Below are 14,767 nucleotides of genomic sequence, written 5' to 3' on the forward strand. Positions count from 1 at the left end.
TGCCTCAGACCTGCGGCTTTTGCACGACGCAGAAAAGATTGCCGTCCGGGTCTTGCAAGACCACGTAGTCGGCGTTCTGGGGATAGCGCCACGGATATTGCTTCGCTCCGATCGTCAGCAGACGACGAACCTCCTCCTGCTGACGTTCGGTATAAAGGTCCAAATGCAGCCAGCTTCTCCGCCAGCCGCTGCGATCGCGGGCCTGAAAGGAAATATTGGGGCCATGACCCTCAGGATCGCAAAGCACGACCCAATCCTCGCTCGCAGGCGCACGCGGAACATAATGCAGGGCTTCTTGCCAAAACACGACCATGCGCTCAAATTCGTAGCAATGAATCACGACCGAGCCAATTTTGATCATTCCGACAACTCCGCCGCTTCGGCTTCGTTTGTGCAGTTGGCGACACGGACATTATCTGCGAACCAAGGCTACATAACGTCGTGGCGAAAATCCCGATAAGGCGACAGGTTTCCGAAAACATTCACCCTCAGAAGATTGTGCAGCGCGGAACATTTTCGTGTGGCGGTCTTTTTCCCGCCTTCGAAACGTTTAAGGATCGCCGGAACATTCTTCGTGCCCGACGAGACCAGATGACCGATTTCGACAGCGACCTTTTCTTACCCGACGACTTCGATATCGCGCCGGTGCGGCTGACGGTCGATCTTGGAGCGCTTGCCGACAATTTTCGCGAAATGACGCGTCGCTCGGGGAGTGCCCGTACGGCCGCGGTCGTCAAGGCGGATGCCTACGGCCTCGGACTGGAAGACTGCGGCACGGCGCTCTACGAGGCGGGCGCCAGGGATTTCTTCGTGGCCGTCGTGCAGGAGGGCGTCACGTTGCGCACCTATGCGCCGGACGCCCGTATCTATGTTTTGTCCGGCGTCTGGTCCGGACAGGAGGGGCTTTTCTACGAGCACGGGCTTGTTCCGGTGCTCGCCTCGGAAGAACAGCTTGCCTTCTGGATGTCGGTTACGGCCGAACATGGCGACCACCCCTGCGCCCTTCAGGTGGATACCGGCTTCAACCGGCTCGGCCTGCCGCTCGAGGAAGCGATCGCCTTTGCCGACGACGTATCGCGGCCAGCGAGCTTTTCGCCCGTCCTCGTCCTCTCGCATCTCCACAGCGGCGACACGCCTTCATCGCCCCTCAACCGGCAGCAGCGCGAATCATTTCAGCGGATTGCCGAGGCTTTCGAAGGCATCGAAACAAGCCTTGCCGCGTCGGCCGGAATTTTCCTCGGGCCGGAATATCATTTCGACCTCACCCGGCCGGGCATCGCGCTTTATGGCGGCGAGGCCGTCGTCGCCGCGCCGAACCCGATGAAGCCGGTCGCGAAGGCCGAGGCGCGCATCATCCAGATCCGCGATGCGAAGAAGGGCGAGACGGTGAGCTATGGCGGCACCTACCAGCTTGCCCGCGACAGCCGGCTCGCCATCGTGTCGGTCGGCTACGCGGACGGTTATCTGCGCTCGCTGTCCGGTTCCGGCGTGCCGCTGCGACAGACGGTGAAGGACGGCGCCTTCGGTTTTGCAGCCGGCAGAAAGGTGCCGGTGATCGGCCGCATCACCATGGACCTGACGATCTTCGACGTTACCGACATTCCCGAAAAGGAGATCCGCACCGGCGATTATGTCGAACTCTTCGGCGAGAACATCGCCCTCGACGATGTCGCCCGCGCCGCCGGCACGATCGGCTACGAACTCCTGACGAGCCTCGGCCTGCGCCACGAGCGGCGGTATATCTATCCGGACGAGTGAACATGGCGGCACGCCCCCTCTTGGAAGCAGAAAAATGTCGTGCTAAAAGAGAACAAAAGGAGATCGAAATGACCGAGATCCATCTCAGCGAGAAGGACCGAGCCTTCATTGAAGAGCAGGTGAAGGCTGGCCTTTATAAGGACGCCGACGAGGTCGTTGCGGCAGGCTTGAGCCGTCTCGGAAGCGAGAACGAATTATTGCGTGAAATGATCGCTGAGGCGGACGCTCAGTTCGAACGAGGGGATTATCACACTTTCACAACGGCCGATGCCCTTGCCGATTCCATCATCGAACGGGGGATGCGGATATTAAACCGAAAGAGCTGACCTATTCCCCGCTCGCAGATCAGGACCTCCTCGATATCTTTGTCTACATTGCCGCCGAAGACCCGGTCGCCGCATCGCGCTTTATCCGCGACCTGACCAGAAAGATTGAATGGATTGCGCTGAGCGGCTTTCCAGGTGTTCCCCGCAACGAGCTTTCTCCGGGACTGAAGGCACTGCCCTATCGCAACCGATGCATCTATTTCCGGACGACCGAAAAGACGGTGCGCATACTGCGCGTCCTGCATGGTCATCAAGACGTCTCCTCCGGCCATTTCAAAACCGACGAAACCTGACCCCCATGGCAAAACCAAAGACCCAATTCGTGTGCCAGAACTGCGGCACGGTGCACAGCCGCTGGGCCGGCAAATGCGATGGCTGCGGCGAGTGGAACACCATCGTCGAGGAAGACCCGATGGGCGGCATCGGCGCGGGCCCCGGCAAGGTGCCGAAAAAGGGTCGCGCGGTGGCGCTCACCACGCTTTCCGGCGAGACCGAGGAAGCGCCGCGCGTTTACACCGGCATTTCCGAACTCGACCGGGCGACCGGCGGCGGTTTCGTGCGCGGTTCTGCGGTGCTGGTTGGCGGCGATCCCGGCATCGGCAAGTCGACGCTCCTGATGCAGGCCGCAGCCGCCCTTTCCCGCCGTGGCCACAGGATCATCTATGTCTCGGGCGAAGAGGCGGTGGCGCAGGTGCGCCTGCGCGCCCAGCGCCTCGGCGCCGCCGATTCGGACGTGCTGCTTGCGGCCGAAACCAATGTCGAAGACATCCTCGCCACGATTTCCGACGGCAAGCGGCCGGACCTCGTCATCATCGACTCGATCCAGACGCTGTGGAGCGACACGGCCGATTCGGCGCCCGGCACCGTCACCCAGGTGCGCACCGGCGTGCAGGCGATGATCCGTTTCGCCAAGCAGACAGGTGCCGCCATGGTTCTCGTCGGCCACGTCACCAAAGAAGGCCAGATCGCCGGGCCGCGCGTCGTCGAGCACATGGTCGATGCCGTTCTCTATTTCGAGGGCGACCGCGGCCATCACTATCGCATCCTGCGCACCGTCAAGAACCGGTTCGGCCCGACCGACGAGATCGGGGTTTTCGAAATGTCGGACAAGGGGCTTCGCGAGGTCTCGAATCCCTCCGAGCTTTTCCTCGGCGAACGCAACGCGAAATCGCCGGGCGCCGCCGTCTTTGCCGGCATGGAAGGCACGCGGCCGGTGCTGGTCGAAGTGCAGGCGCTGGTCGCGCCGACCTCGCTCGGCACGCCGCGCCGCGCGGTTGTCGGCTGGGACTCGTCGCGGCTGTCGATGATCCTTGCGGTGCTGGAAGCCCATTGCGGCGTCAGACTCGGCCAGCACGACGTGTATCTGAACGTGGCAGGCGGCTATCGCATCTCCGAACCGGCGGCAGACCTCGCGGTCGCTTCGGCGCTGGTCTCGTCGCTTGCCGGCCTTGCCCTGCCCGCCGATTGCGTTTATTTCGGCGAAATCAGCCTCTCGGGCGCGGTGCGGCCGGTTTCACAGACCGCCCAGCGCCTCAAGGAGGCCGAAAAGCTCGGTTTTGCAGGCGCGATGCTGCCGGCCAGCTCCGCCGAAATGCCGAAGGGCACGAACGGACGCTGGGTCGCTGTGGAGGACCTGCCGGACCTGGTGTCGCGGATTGCCGGTTCTGTGAGGAAGCTGGGACAAACGGCGGAAGATGATTGATCTTCCGTTAACAGGCCCGCTGATGTATGACGGCTGCCATGAGCGGGATGCCTGCCCTGAGGGCGGCGAGTCTGGAGTAGTTCATTTATGCCCATCACGATTTTCGACGGTATCGTCATCGGTGTGACGCTGTTTTCCGCCGTTCTCGCCATGGTTCGCGGTTTTTCGCGGGAGGTGCTGTCGATCGCAAGCTGGGTGGGCTCCGTCGCCGCCGCCTATTATCTTTATCCGCTGCTCCTGCCCTATGCGAAGAACTATACCGCCGACGACCGGATTGCGATCGCCGGATCGGCCGGCGTGATCTTCATCGTGGCGCTGATCGTCATTTCGTTCATCACCACCCGCATTGCCGATTTCATCATCGACAGCCGCATCGGCGCGCTGGACCGCACGCTGGGCTTCCTCTTCGGCGCGGCCCGCGGCATCCTGCTTCTGGTCGTCGCCGTCGCCTTCTGGAACTGGCTGGTCGATGCGCGTTCGCAGCCGGCCTGGGTGACGCAGGCAAAATCCAAGCCTTTCCTCGATACGCTGGTCGCCCGTCTCGAAGCGATCCTGCCTGACGATATCGAGCCGCAGATCCGCGCCCGCATCCTCGGCCGCGATGCCGCCCCTGCAGATGGAGCGCCGGCACAGGATCAGCCGGCTGCCGACGACGCGCCTGCGACAAATAATTGACAGGATCTTGCGCTTGATGCGGCGCAAAACGTCACCATTTGTGATATCATTCGCATCCAAGTGAGAAACAGGCTGGTTTCCGGGGAGAAGATCCCCGGCCGGCCTTTCCATTTTTCCGAAACGGACACGTTGTCCAGAAGGATAAGGGCCAAGATGAGTGAGCCGGTTTCCGAGACGTTCGACCACAAAAGCGTCAACGAATGGGATTTCGATACACTTCGCGAAGAATGCGGCGTTTTCGGCATTCTCGGACATCCCGATGCGGCGACCTTGACGGCGCTCGGCCTGCACGCCCTGCAGCACCGCGGCCAGGAAGCGGCCGGCATCGTCTCCTTCGACGGGCTGCGCTTTCATTCCGAACGCCGCATGGGCCTTGTCGGCGACCATTACACGGACCCCGCGACGCTCGCCAAACTGCCCGGCAATATCGCCATCGGCCATAACCGCTATTCCACCACCGGCGAAGTGGCGCTGCGCAACGTGCAGCCGCTGTTTGCCGAACTGGAAGTCGGCGGCATCGCGATCGCCCATAACGGCAATTTCACCAACGGCCTGACGCATCGCCGCCAGCTCATCGCCGGCGGCGCCATCTGCCAGTCCACCTCGGATACCGAAGTCGTTCTCCATCTCATCGCCCGCTCCCGCTACACGTCCACCGCCGACCGCTTCATCGACGCGATCCGGCAGATGGAAGGCGGGTACTCGATGCTGGCGATAACCCGCACCAAGCTGATCGCGGCGCGCGATCCCACCGGCATCCGGCCGCTGGTCATGGGCGAACTCGACGGCAAGCCGATCTTCTGCTCGGAAACCTGCGCGCTCGACATCATTGGCGCCAAATTCGTCCGCGACGTCGAAAACGGCGAGGTCATCATCTGCGAGATCCAGCCGGACGGCTCGATCTCCATCGATGCACGGAAAGCCGGCAACGGCCAGCCGGAGCGACTGTGTCTGTTCGAATACGTCTATTTCGCCCGGCCCGATTCCGTCGTCGGCGGCCGCAGCGTCTACGTGGCGCGCAAGAACATGGGTATCAATCTCGCCAAGGAATCGCCGGTCGATGCCGATGTCGTCGTGCCGGTGCCGGATGGCGGCACGCCGGCAGCGCTGGGTTATGCGCAGGAAAGCGGCATTCCGTTCGAATACGGCATCATCCGCAACCATTATGTCGGCCGCACCTTCATCGAGCCGACCCAGCAGATCCGCGCCTTCGGCGTCAAGCTGAAGCATTCCGCCAACCGGGCGATGATCGAGGGCAAGCGCGTCATCCTGGTCGACGATTCCATCGTGCGCGGTACGACCTCGCTGAAGATCGTGCGGATGATCCGTGACGCCGGCGCGAAGGAAGTGCATATCCGCGTCGCAAGCCCGATGATCTACTATCCGGATTTCTACGGCATCGACACACCGGATCGCGACAAGCTGCTCGCCAACCAGTATGACAGCCTCGAAGCCATGTGCCGATATATCGGCGCGGACTCGCTGGAATTCCTGTCGATCAACGGCCTTTACCGCGCCGTCGGCGGCGAGGACCGCAACGACGCCCGCCCGCAGTTCACCGACCACTATTTCACCGGCGACTACCCCACCCGCCTGCTCGACAAGGACGGCGAGACGATGGGGCGCAAGGTTTCGGTGCTCGCCAGCAACGGGTGAGACGAAATGAAACAGCGTGGCTGTTCGGGGTCGGCCCTCAGTCTTCCGTCATTCCTGTGCTTGCCACAGGAATCCAGCCACGGCGCGTCTGCGCCGTGAAAGACTCTTTCGCGCCCAAGGACTTGCGCGCACTGGATCCCTGTGACAAGCACAGGGATGACGGAGGTAGGGATAACCGCTTGCCGGAAAAGTGACTGCCCCGCCCTGCGTGAAGGTTGCCCGCGATCTGGTTGCGGCTACCCGATATTGCGGTTCGAAATGGGAAAAATGCAATGAACATCGATCTGAAGGGCAGGATCGCGCTGGTGACCGGCGCGTCGCGGGGCATCGGCTATTTCACGGCGCTCGAACTCGCCAAGGCCGGCGCGCATGTGATCGCCACCGCCCGTACGGTCGGCGGTCTCGAAGAGCTCGACGACGCGATCAAGGCGGCGGGCGGCACGGCGACCCTCGTTCCCTTCGACATCACCGACATGGTTGCGATCGACCGGCTCGGCGCCTCGATCTTCGAGCGCTGGGGCAAGCTCGACATCCTCGTGGCGAATGCCGGCATTCTCGGCGTCATCTCGCCGCTCGGCCATATCGAGGCGAAGGTGTTCGAAAAGGTGATGACCACCAACGTCATCGCCACGTGGCGGCTGATTCGCTCGGTCGAACCGCTGCTGACCAAATCCGACGCCGGCCGGGCGCTGATCCTGTCGTCCGGCGTCGCCTCGAAGGCGCCGGCCTTCTGGGGCGCCTATTCGATCTCCAAGGCGGCGGTCGAGAACATGGCCCGCATCTGGGCGGCCGAGACCGACCACACGCCGCTCAAGGTCAACATCGTCAATCCCGGCGCCACCCGCACCGCGATGCGCGCCCAGGCAATGCCGGGCGAAGACCCGGAAACGCTGCCACCTCCATCGGAAGTGGCCGAAAAAATCCTCTTCCTCGCCTCCCCGGAGCTTCAGGACACAGGGCGCCTGTTCGTGGTGCGCGAAAACAAGTTCGTGGATTTCCGGGCACCGGAGTGAGGCGCGCTCGGGCGAAGCCCGGGCCATCGATCCGGCGAATCGATTGCAGCGCCGAACGGCCTGAGCGAAAGGCCAGCGCGGCCGGGTGAGGCTTCATGGCTCCATTACAGCCTAATCAGGGACGTCATCCACCTTCTGGTTCAGCCTTTCGGCATGCCTCTGCAGGCTTTCGCTCAACCTGCGCAGCTGTTCCTCGTCCAGCTTCTCGATGCCGATGAATTCGTTTGCGGCGTGGCTCGAAAGGATCAGTTCATCGAGCTTCGCTTGCACCGCCTCGCTGTCCCGGTTCTGCGAGTTCTGCAGCACGAAGACCATCAGAAAGGTGATGATCGTCGTGCCGGTATTGATCACCAGTTGCCAGGTCTCCGAAAAGCCGAACAGCGGACCGCTGACACCCCAGACGGCGACCAGGACGACGGCAGCCACGAAGGTGGCCGGCTTTCCCGACCAGGAGGCGACGGTGCTCGAAAAGATATCGAAGATGTTGTGGCGTTTGTCCTGACCGACCATGTCGCATGCATCCGCGCTTTTTGGAATGGTGCCAGTCAACGTGCAAGCGGCGAGATCGATCCCGGCCACCGGCGCACCCGCTTCGTTGAATACCCCATGTATGGAGTTTGGATTTCCCCTATGATGCCCCGCCTGCAACAGGGAAGCAGGCTTTCATTCCTTGGGGGAAATTCTGATGAGAAACATTGCTTTCTACTTCTTCGGCGCGGCGGTGCTCTGTGTCACCGTCGGCATGTTCTGGGGCATTCAGATGGGGATCGTCCACGATCACACGATGGCGCCAGCACACGCGCATCTCAATCTGGTCGGCTGGACGACCATGGGTCTTTTCGGCCTCTACTACACGGTCACGCCCGGCGCCGCCGAGACGATGCTTGCGAAAGTGCATTTCGCTCTTGCGGCGCTCGGCGTGCTCTGTCTCGTGCCGGGCATTGCGATGTCCGTATCGGGCGGAAGCGAAGGGCTTGCCATAGTCGGCTCGCTTCTCACCGCCGGCTCCATGCTGATCTTCCTCGTCACCGTCTTCAGGAACGGCATCGGCCGCAAGACGGCCTGAGCCGGGCTTGATCACATCCGGCGCGGGTACGGGAGTTGGCTGCGGGGCCTTGACCAAATCCCGCGCCCGCGCCATAACCTCCTCCATGAAAACGGCGATTTCCATTTGCGGGATCATTATTCGCTAGCGTTTGCGCTGGCCCGGCCGTTTTCGTCTCTTGAAAAGCCTTGAAGACAAACGACCCGGTCCGGCGGCTGGTTGCTCGTGGCCGCTTTCCATGCAAGGTTTTGGGAGATTTCGATGGGCGCCTCGCTCAAGTTCTACAACACGCTGACCCGCGAAAAGACGGCATTTTTGCCGATCGACCCCAAGAACGTGCGCATGTATGTCTGCGGTCCAACGGTCTACGACTATGCCCATATCGGCAATGCGCGCCCGGCGATCGTCTTCGACGTGCTCTACCGGCTGCTGCAGCATGTCTATGGTGAGGCCCATGTCACCTATGCCCGCAACATCACCGACGTCGACGACAAGATCAATACCCGCGCCCTGCGCGACCATCCGGGCCTGCCGCTCAACGAGGCGATCCGTGCGGTGACCGAAAAGACCGAGACGCAGTATCATCAGGATGTTGCAGCGCTCGGCTGCCTGGAGCCGAATGTCGAGCCGCGCGCCACCGACAACATACCCCAGATGGTCGAGATCATCGAAAAGCTGATCGCCCGCGGCCACGCCTATGTGGCGGCCGGCGAAGTGCTGTTCGATACGAAGTCGATGCTCGATTACGGCCAGCTTTCCAAGCGGCCGCTCGACGAGCAGCAGGCCGGCGCCCGCGTCGCGGTCGATGCGCACAAGAAGAACCCGGGCGATTTCGTGCTGTGGAAGCTTTCCTCCCACAACGAGCCCGGCTGGGAAAGCCCCTGGGGCCGCGGCCGGCCGGGCTGGCATATCGAATGCTCGGCGATGAGCCAGCGTTATCTCGGCGAGGTATTCGACATCCATGGCGGCGGACTGGACCTGATCTTCCCGCACCACGAGAACGAGATCGCCCAGTCGCGCTGCGCCCACGGCACGCAAGTGATGGCGAACGTCTGGATGCACAACGGCTTCGTGCAGGTCGAGGGCCGCAAGATGTCGAAATCCGAGGGCAATTTCATCACCATCCACGACCTGCTTGAGACCGAGACCTTCGGCGGCCGCAAGTGGCCGGGCGACGTGCTCAGGCTTGCCATGCTGATGACCCACTATCGCGAGCCGATCGACTTTTCGGTGAAGCGGCTGGAAGAGGCCGAACGTCTCCTCGCCAAATGGCCGGCCGGCGATCCGGGTGATGCGGAGCCGTCGGAAGCGGTGCTGGAGGCCCTTGGCGACGACCTCAACACGGTCGCGGCGGTGCAGGCGCTGCATGCGCTGGCGCAGGAAGCCAATGCCGACAAGTCGCGCCTGCCGGAGTTCGCAGCAAGCGCGGCCCTGCTCGGCGTATTGCCCAAAAAGGCGGAAGTGGACGAAGCCGTCGCCTCCGCGATCGATGCGCTGGTCGCCATGCGGCTCGAAATGCTGAAAGCGAAGAACTTCGCCGAGGCCGACCGCATCCGCAACGAATTGTCAGAAAAAGGCATCCAGCTGAAGGATGGCAAAGACCCGGCGACCGGAGAACGCGTGACGACCTGGGAGCTGAAGCGCTAAGCTTCGGCTCACGAACCGACGAAGGAGGAAGACATGATCGACCACATGGGCATCAAGGTGGCGGATTTCGACCGCGCCAGGGCATTCTACGACGCTGCCTTCGCGCCGCTCGGCGCCTCGCTCCTCTACATGGTGCCGGCGGAATATACGAACGGCGTCAAGGTCGGCGGTTATGGCCGGGAGCGCCCGGTCTACTGGCTGCACGAGGCGGCGCCCGCGGCCGGCCACTCCCAGCACATCGCCTTCACCGCCAACACCCGTGCCGAAGTCGATGCCTTTCACAAGGCCGCGATCGCCGCCGGCGGCCGCGACAACGGCCCGCCCGGCCTTCGCCCGCATTACCATCCGAACTATTACGGCGCCTTCGTCTTCGATCCGGACGGCAACAATATCGAGGCGGTATGCCACGCGGCGGAAGAGAGCTGAGGGCGCTTCGATGGGCTCGGTGATCGTTCCTGAAAACAGTGGAAGAGGCCTGAGATGACCATCATCCACACCGGCGGGTGCCAGTGCGGCGCGGTGCGATACCGGGCGGAGGGGGAGCTGGGATTTCCGCATGTCTGCCATTGCCGGATGTGCCAGAAGGCGGCCGGCAACTATTTCATGCCGTTGGGCGGCGTGAAGCGGGAGAACTTCGCCTTCACCCGCGGCGAGCCGGCCTGGTTCCGGTCTTCCGAAACCGTCAGGCGCGGCTTCTGCAGCAATTGCGGCACGCCGCTCTTTTACGACGGCGGCGCCGGCCATATCAGCATCACGCTCGGATCGCTCGACGAGCCGGAGAGCGTCAAGCCGGCGATGCAGACCAACCTCGCCCACAAGCTCACCTGGTTCGGGGAGCTCGACGACCTGCACCACGAGGCCGGAATGGACATGACGCCGGACGAGGAAAAGATTATCCGCGCCAGCACCCGCCAGCATCCGGACCACGATACCGAGGCCTGGCCACCCCGCGGAGTTCAGGAGGAAATCCGATGAGCGATGTCGTGAGAACCGGCGGCTGCCAGTGCGGCGCGATCCGCTTCCGGCTGGAGGGAGAACCTCTCGATTCTTCCATCTGCCATTGCCGCATGTGTCAGAAGGCTTTCGGCGCCTATTATGCGCCGCTCGTCGCCACCGGCGAGGCGACGCTCACCTGGACGCGCGGCGGCCTCAAATATTTCCATTCGTCCAACCATGTCCGGCGCGGCTTCTGCGCCGATTGCGGCACGCCGATGACCTATGAGGCCGATGACGGCATCTCCATCTCCGCCGGCAGTTTCGATGACCCGGCCTCCCTGCCGCCGGTCGTGCAGTTCGGCATCGAGGCCAAGCTGCCCTTTGTCGACCGCCTCGGCGAATTGCCGGGACGGCACACGATGGATGATATCGACGAGGCGCCGTTCCTTGCCGATATCGTCTCCTACCAGCATCCCGACCACGATACCGAAACATGGCCGCCCCTAGGCCCCCTGGAGAACGAAAAATGACCGAAAAGCTCAGAACAGGCGGCTGCCAGTGCGGCGCCGTCCGCTTCCGCATCCACGGCGAGCTAGGCCGCGCCTCGATCTGCCATTGCCGGATGTGCCAGAAGGCGTTCGGCGGCTTTTTCGGGCCGCTGGTCAGCGCGCCGCCCGAGGGGAACGGCTCCGGCGTCGAGTGGACCCGCGGAGCGCCCAAATATTTCCAGTCCTCGGTCAATATCGACCGCGGCTTCTGCGAGAACTGCGGAACGCCGCTGACATACCGCTATCCCGGCGGGCTGGAGCTTTCGATCGGCTCCTTCGACGACCGCGACGACCTGGCGCCGCGCATCCAGGTCAATTATTCCTCCCATATCCCGTGGGTGACGACGATCTTCGAGCAGCCGATCCGGGATTCGGCGGAAGACGCCGTCAAGCAGGAGCAGATCATCTCCTTCCAGCACCCCGACCACGACACCGCCGCCTGGCCGTCGAAGGGATTGTGAGATGGCCGACGATCCGAACCTCAAGATGCCGAAGTGGCTGCTTTACGGCCTGATCGCCAAGGGCGTGCTCGTCACGGTGATCACCGGTTCGGTGGTGGCTTACGTGCTGCTGCGATGACAGCGGATTTCCATCATGCCGGCATGCCGGAACGATCGATGAAGGACCTTTCATGACCGAATTGCTTCGCACGCTTTATCCGGAGATCGAGCCCTACGAGAGCGGCCATCTCGACGTTGGCGACGGCCACGTGATCTATTGGGAGCGGGTCGGAACCATGGGCGCCAAGCCCGCCGTCTTCCTGCATGGTGGCCCCGGCGGCGGCTGCAATCCGACCCAGCGGCGCCTCTTCGATCCGGATCTCTACGACGTGCTGCTGTTCGACCAGCGCGGCTGCGGGCGCTCCACGCCGCATGCGAGCCTGGAGGCCAACACGACCTGGCATCTCGTCGCCGATATCGAACGGCTGCGAGACATGACCGGCGTCGACAGGTGGCAGGTGTTCGGCGGCTCGTGGGGTTCGACGCTGGCGCTCGCCTATGCGGAGACCCACCCGCATCGCGTCACCGAGCTTCTGGTGCGCGGCATCTACACGGTCACCCGACCGGAACTCGACTGGTACTACCAGTTCGGCGTGTCGGAAATGTTCCCGGACAAATGGGAAGCCTTCGTGGCCCCCATTCCCGAAAACGAGCGTCACGAGATGATGGCCGCCTATCACCGCCGCCTCACCGGCCCCGACAAGGCGGAGCAGATCCGCTGCGCCAAGGCCTGGAGCGTCTGGGAAGGCTCGACGATCACGCTCTTGCCCGACCCGCAGCTTGCCGCCAACCACGACGAGGATCACTATGCGCTCGCCTTCTCGCGCATCGAGAACCACTATTTCATGAATGCCGGATGGCTGGAGGATGGCCAGCTGCTGCGCGACGCGGTGAAGCTCAAGGGTATTCCGGGTGTCATCGTGCACGGCCGCTACGACATGCCCTGCCCGCTGAAATATGCCTGGCAGCTGTCGAAGGTGTGGACGGACGCGGATTTCCACATCGTCGAAGGCGCCGGCCATGCGGTCTCCGAGCCGGGGATTACCGATCGGCTGATCCGGGCAACGGACCGGTTTGCGGGTAAAACGACGTAACGAACATTTGCCCCTCACCCTGACCCTCTCCCCGTTTGCGGCGAGAGGAACGTGCCCGGAGCAACGTCGAGGGTCGGGAAGGCAAGCGGCATATTTCCTTCTTCCCGCATGCGGGGAGAAGGTGCCCGGCAGGGCGGATGAGGGGGCAAGACCGCCCATGGGATTTTGGACATGACACGCGAACGCATCTACCTCTTCGACACCACGCTCCGCGACGGGCAGCAGACGCCCGGCGTCGATTTTTCCGTCGAGGACAAGATCGCCATCTCCAACCTCCTGGACGCGTTCGGCTTCGATTACGTCGAAGGCGGATATCCGGGCGCCAACCCGACCGACACGGCCTTCTTTTCGAAGAAACGCACGGAAAAGGCAGCCTTCGTCGCCTTCGGCATGACGAAGCGGGCGGGCATATCCGCATCCAACGATCCGGGGCTCACCGTGCTGTTGCAGGCGAAAAGCGATGCGATCTGTTTCGTGGCGAAGAGCTGGGACTATCACGTGCGCGTCGCGCTCGGCTGTTCGAACGAGGAAAATCTCGAGTCGATCCGCGACAGCGTCGAGGCCGCGCGCGGCGCCGGCAAGGAGGCGATGGTCGATTGCGAGCATTTCTTCGACGGCTACAAGGCAAATCCCGAATACGCGCTCTCCTGCGCGAAAACGGCCTATGAAGCGGGCGCCCGCTGGGTCGTGCTCTGCGATACCAATGGCGGAACCCAGCCGAACGAGGTGCGCGCCATCGTTTCCGCCGTGATCGCGGCCGGCATCCCGGGCTCCTCGCTCGGCATCCACGCCCATGACGATACCGGCCAGGCGGTCGCCAATTCGCTCGCCGCCGTCGAAGCCGGCTGCCGGCAGATCCAGGGCACGCTGAACGGCATCGGCGAGCGCTGCGGCAATGCCAACCTCGTGACGCTGATCGGCACGCTGTCCCTCAAGGAAGCCTATTCCTCCCGCTTCGAGACGGCGATCGATCCCGAGAGGCTGACTGGGCTGACCAACCTCAGCCATGCCTTCGACGAACTGCTCAACCGCTCGCCGAACCACCAGGCGCCCTATGTCGGCGCATCCGCCTTCGCCACCAAGGCCGGCATCCATGCCTCCGCCCTCCTCAAAGACCCGCGCACCTACGAGCATGTGACGCCGGAAAGCGTCGGCAATTTCCGCAAGGTCATGGTGTCCGACCAGGGCGGCAAGTCGAATTTCATCAATGCGCTGAAGCGCCGCGGCATCGAGGTGGCCAAGGACGATCCGAAGCTCGACCGGCTGATCTCGATCGTCAAGGAACGCGAGGCCTCCGGTTATGCCTATGAGGGCGCCGATGCGAGTTTCGAACTGCTCGCCCGCCGCACGCTCGGCACGATCCCGGACTTCTTCTCGGTGGACGGCTTCCGGGTGATGATCGAGCGCCGCTTTGACAGCCACGGCCGTATCAAGATCGTCTCGGAAGCGGTCGTGAAAATCTCGATCGACGGTCAGACGCTGATGTCGGTCGCCGAAGCCGAAGGCCCGGTCAACGCGCTCGACCTGGCGCTTCGCAAGGATTTCGGCAAGTACCAGCACGAGATCGACGATCTGGTCCTTGCTGACTTCAAGGTGCGTATCCTCAATGGCGGCACGGAAGCGATCACCCGCGTCCTGATCGAGTCGACCGATTCGAGCGGCGTTCGCTGGTGGACGGTCGGCGTCTCGGAAAACATCATCGACGCCTCGTTCCAGGCGCTGATGGATTCGGTCATCTACAAGCTGATGAAGAACCGCGAACTGGCGGGCAAGATCGCGGCGGAGTGAGGGCGGGGTGCCAGGATCGCATGACCTTGGGTCTGCCTTCGGCCCCAGAGCCCTCACGTAAAATATGCCCGGATCATGA

At 62.9% G+C, this 14,767-nt stretch carries 17 protein-coding genes; 15 read left to right on the forward strand and 2 right to left on the reverse strand.

The window, feature by feature from the left end; all coding sequences use genetic code 11:
* Positions 1 to 4: 4 nt before the first annotated feature.
* Positions 5 to 361: a VOC family protein gene (locus DMO26_RS21465; protein ID WP_117194191.1), complete on the reverse strand. Its 357-nt coding sequence runs from the start codon at positions 359 to 361 to the stop codon at positions 5 to 7.
* 230 nt (positions 362 to 591) lie between these two features.
* Here DMO26_RS21465 and alr point away from each other — a divergent pair, with 230 nt between their 5' ends.
* From alr to DMO26_RS21500, 7 genes are all read left to right on the forward strand, one after another.
* A complete protein-coding gene (gene alr / locus DMO26_RS21470) occupies positions 592 to 1,758 on the forward strand; it encodes an alanine racemase (protein ID WP_117194192.1) in 1,167 nt (388 codons plus the stop codon).
* 68 nt (positions 1,759 to 1,826) lie between these two features.
* Positions 1,827 to 2,084, forward strand: a complete 258-nt coding sequence (locus tag DMO26_RS21475; RefSeq protein WP_117194193.1) for a type II toxin-antitoxin system ParD family antitoxin — start codon at positions 1,827 to 1,829, stop codon at positions 2,082 to 2,084.
* The gene (locus DMO26_RS21480; RefSeq protein WP_117194270.1) at positions 2,081 to 2,377 is read left to right on the forward strand and encodes a type II toxin-antitoxin system RelE/ParE family toxin; all 297 of its coding nucleotides are present in this window, start codon (positions 2,081 to 2,083) and stop codon (positions 2,375 to 2,377) included. The genes DMO26_RS21475 and DMO26_RS21480 overlap by 4 nt, the downstream gene beginning before the upstream one ends.
* A gap of 5 nt (positions 2,378 to 2,382) precedes the next feature.
* Positions 2,383 to 3,786, forward strand: coding sequence for a DNA repair protein RadA (gene radA / locus DMO26_RS21485; protein WP_117194194.1), 1,404 nt, complete (start codon positions 2,383 to 2,385; stop codon positions 3,784 to 3,786).
* 87 nt (positions 3,787 to 3,873) lie between these two features.
* Positions 3,874 to 4,461 (forward strand): CvpA family protein, encoded by a 588-nt coding sequence (locus DMO26_RS21490; protein WP_117194195.1) that lies wholly within the window; start codon positions 3,874 to 3,876, stop codon positions 4,459 to 4,461.
* A gap of 153 nt (positions 4,462 to 4,614) precedes the next feature.
* Positions 4,615 to 6,117 carry an amidophosphoribosyltransferase gene (gene purF, locus DMO26_RS21495; RefSeq protein WP_117194196.1) on the forward strand — a complete coding sequence of 501 codons (1,503 nt, stop codon included), beginning with the start codon at positions 4,615 to 4,617 and terminating at the stop codon, positions 6,115 to 6,117.
* A 272-nt stretch (positions 6,118 to 6,389) separates the two neighbouring features.
* Positions 6,390 to 7,130: an SDR family NAD(P)-dependent oxidoreductase gene (locus tag DMO26_RS21500; RefSeq protein WP_117194197.1), complete on the forward strand. Its 741-nt coding sequence runs from the start codon at positions 6,390 to 6,392 to the stop codon at positions 7,128 to 7,130.
* Positions 7,131 to 7,241: 111 nt separating this feature from the next.
* Here DMO26_RS21500 and DMO26_RS21505 read toward each other — a convergent pair whose 3' ends face one another.
* The gene (locus DMO26_RS21505) at positions 7,242 to 7,640 is read right to left on the reverse strand and encodes a low affinity iron permease family protein (protein ID WP_117194198.1); all 399 of its coding nucleotides are present in this window, start codon (positions 7,638 to 7,640) and stop codon (positions 7,242 to 7,244) included.
* A 175-nt stretch (positions 7,641 to 7,815) separates the two neighbouring features.
* On the opposite strand from DMO26_RS21505, the gene DMO26_RS21510 reads away from it, so the two are divergent.
* The 8 genes from DMO26_RS21510 (at position 7,816) to cimA (ending at position 14,688) form a co-directional block, all read left to right on the forward strand.
* Complete coding sequence (locus DMO26_RS21510) at positions 7,816 to 8,196, forward strand: hypothetical protein (protein ID WP_117194199.1); 381 nt, start codon at positions 7,816 to 7,818, stop codon at positions 8,194 to 8,196.
* Between the two features lie 240 nt (positions 8,197 to 8,436).
* Positions 8,437 to 9,822, forward strand: coding sequence for a cysteine--tRNA ligase (gene cysS / locus DMO26_RS21515; RefSeq protein ID WP_117194200.1), 1,386 nt, complete (start codon positions 8,437 to 8,439; stop codon positions 9,820 to 9,822).
* A 33-nt stretch (positions 9,823 to 9,855) separates the two neighbouring features.
* On the forward strand, positions 9,856 to 10,248 hold the full coding sequence (locus DMO26_RS21520; RefSeq protein ID WP_117194201.1) for a VOC family protein: 393 nt from the start codon (positions 9,856 to 9,858) through the stop codon (positions 10,246 to 10,248).
* A gap of 54 nt (positions 10,249 to 10,302) precedes the next feature.
* Positions 10,303 to 10,797, forward strand: coding sequence for a GFA family protein (locus DMO26_RS21525; RefSeq protein ID WP_117194202.1), 495 nt, complete (start codon positions 10,303 to 10,305; stop codon positions 10,795 to 10,797).
* On the forward strand, positions 10,794 to 11,288 hold the full coding sequence (locus DMO26_RS21530) for a GFA family protein (RefSeq protein ID WP_117194203.1): 495 nt from the start codon (positions 10,794 to 10,796) through the stop codon (positions 11,286 to 11,288). Before DMO26_RS21525 ends, DMO26_RS21530 begins: the two co-directional genes overlap by 4 nt.
* Positions 11,285 to 11,767, forward strand: a complete 483-nt coding sequence (locus tag DMO26_RS21535) for a GFA family protein (RefSeq protein WP_117194204.1) — start codon at positions 11,285 to 11,287, stop codon at positions 11,765 to 11,767. Before DMO26_RS21530 ends, DMO26_RS21535 begins: the two co-directional genes overlap by 4 nt.
* Before the next feature lie 170 nt (positions 11,768 to 11,937).
* Positions 11,938 to 12,900 (forward strand): prolyl aminopeptidase, encoded by a 963-nt coding sequence (gene pip, locus DMO26_RS21540; RefSeq protein WP_117194205.1) that lies wholly within the window; start codon positions 11,938 to 11,940, stop codon positions 12,898 to 12,900.
* A 171-nt stretch (positions 12,901 to 13,071) separates the two neighbouring features.
* On the forward strand, positions 13,072 to 14,688 hold the full coding sequence (cimA, locus tag DMO26_RS21545) for a citramalate synthase (protein WP_117194206.1): 1,617 nt from the start codon (positions 13,072 to 13,074) through the stop codon (positions 14,686 to 14,688).
* Positions 14,689 to 14,767: the final 79 nt, after the last annotated feature.

The sequence above is a fragment of the Rhizobium terrae genome (assembly GCF_003425685.1).
GTDB classification, from domain to species: Bacteria; Pseudomonadota; Alphaproteobacteria; order Rhizobiales; family Rhizobiaceae; genus Neorhizobium; species Neorhizobium terrae.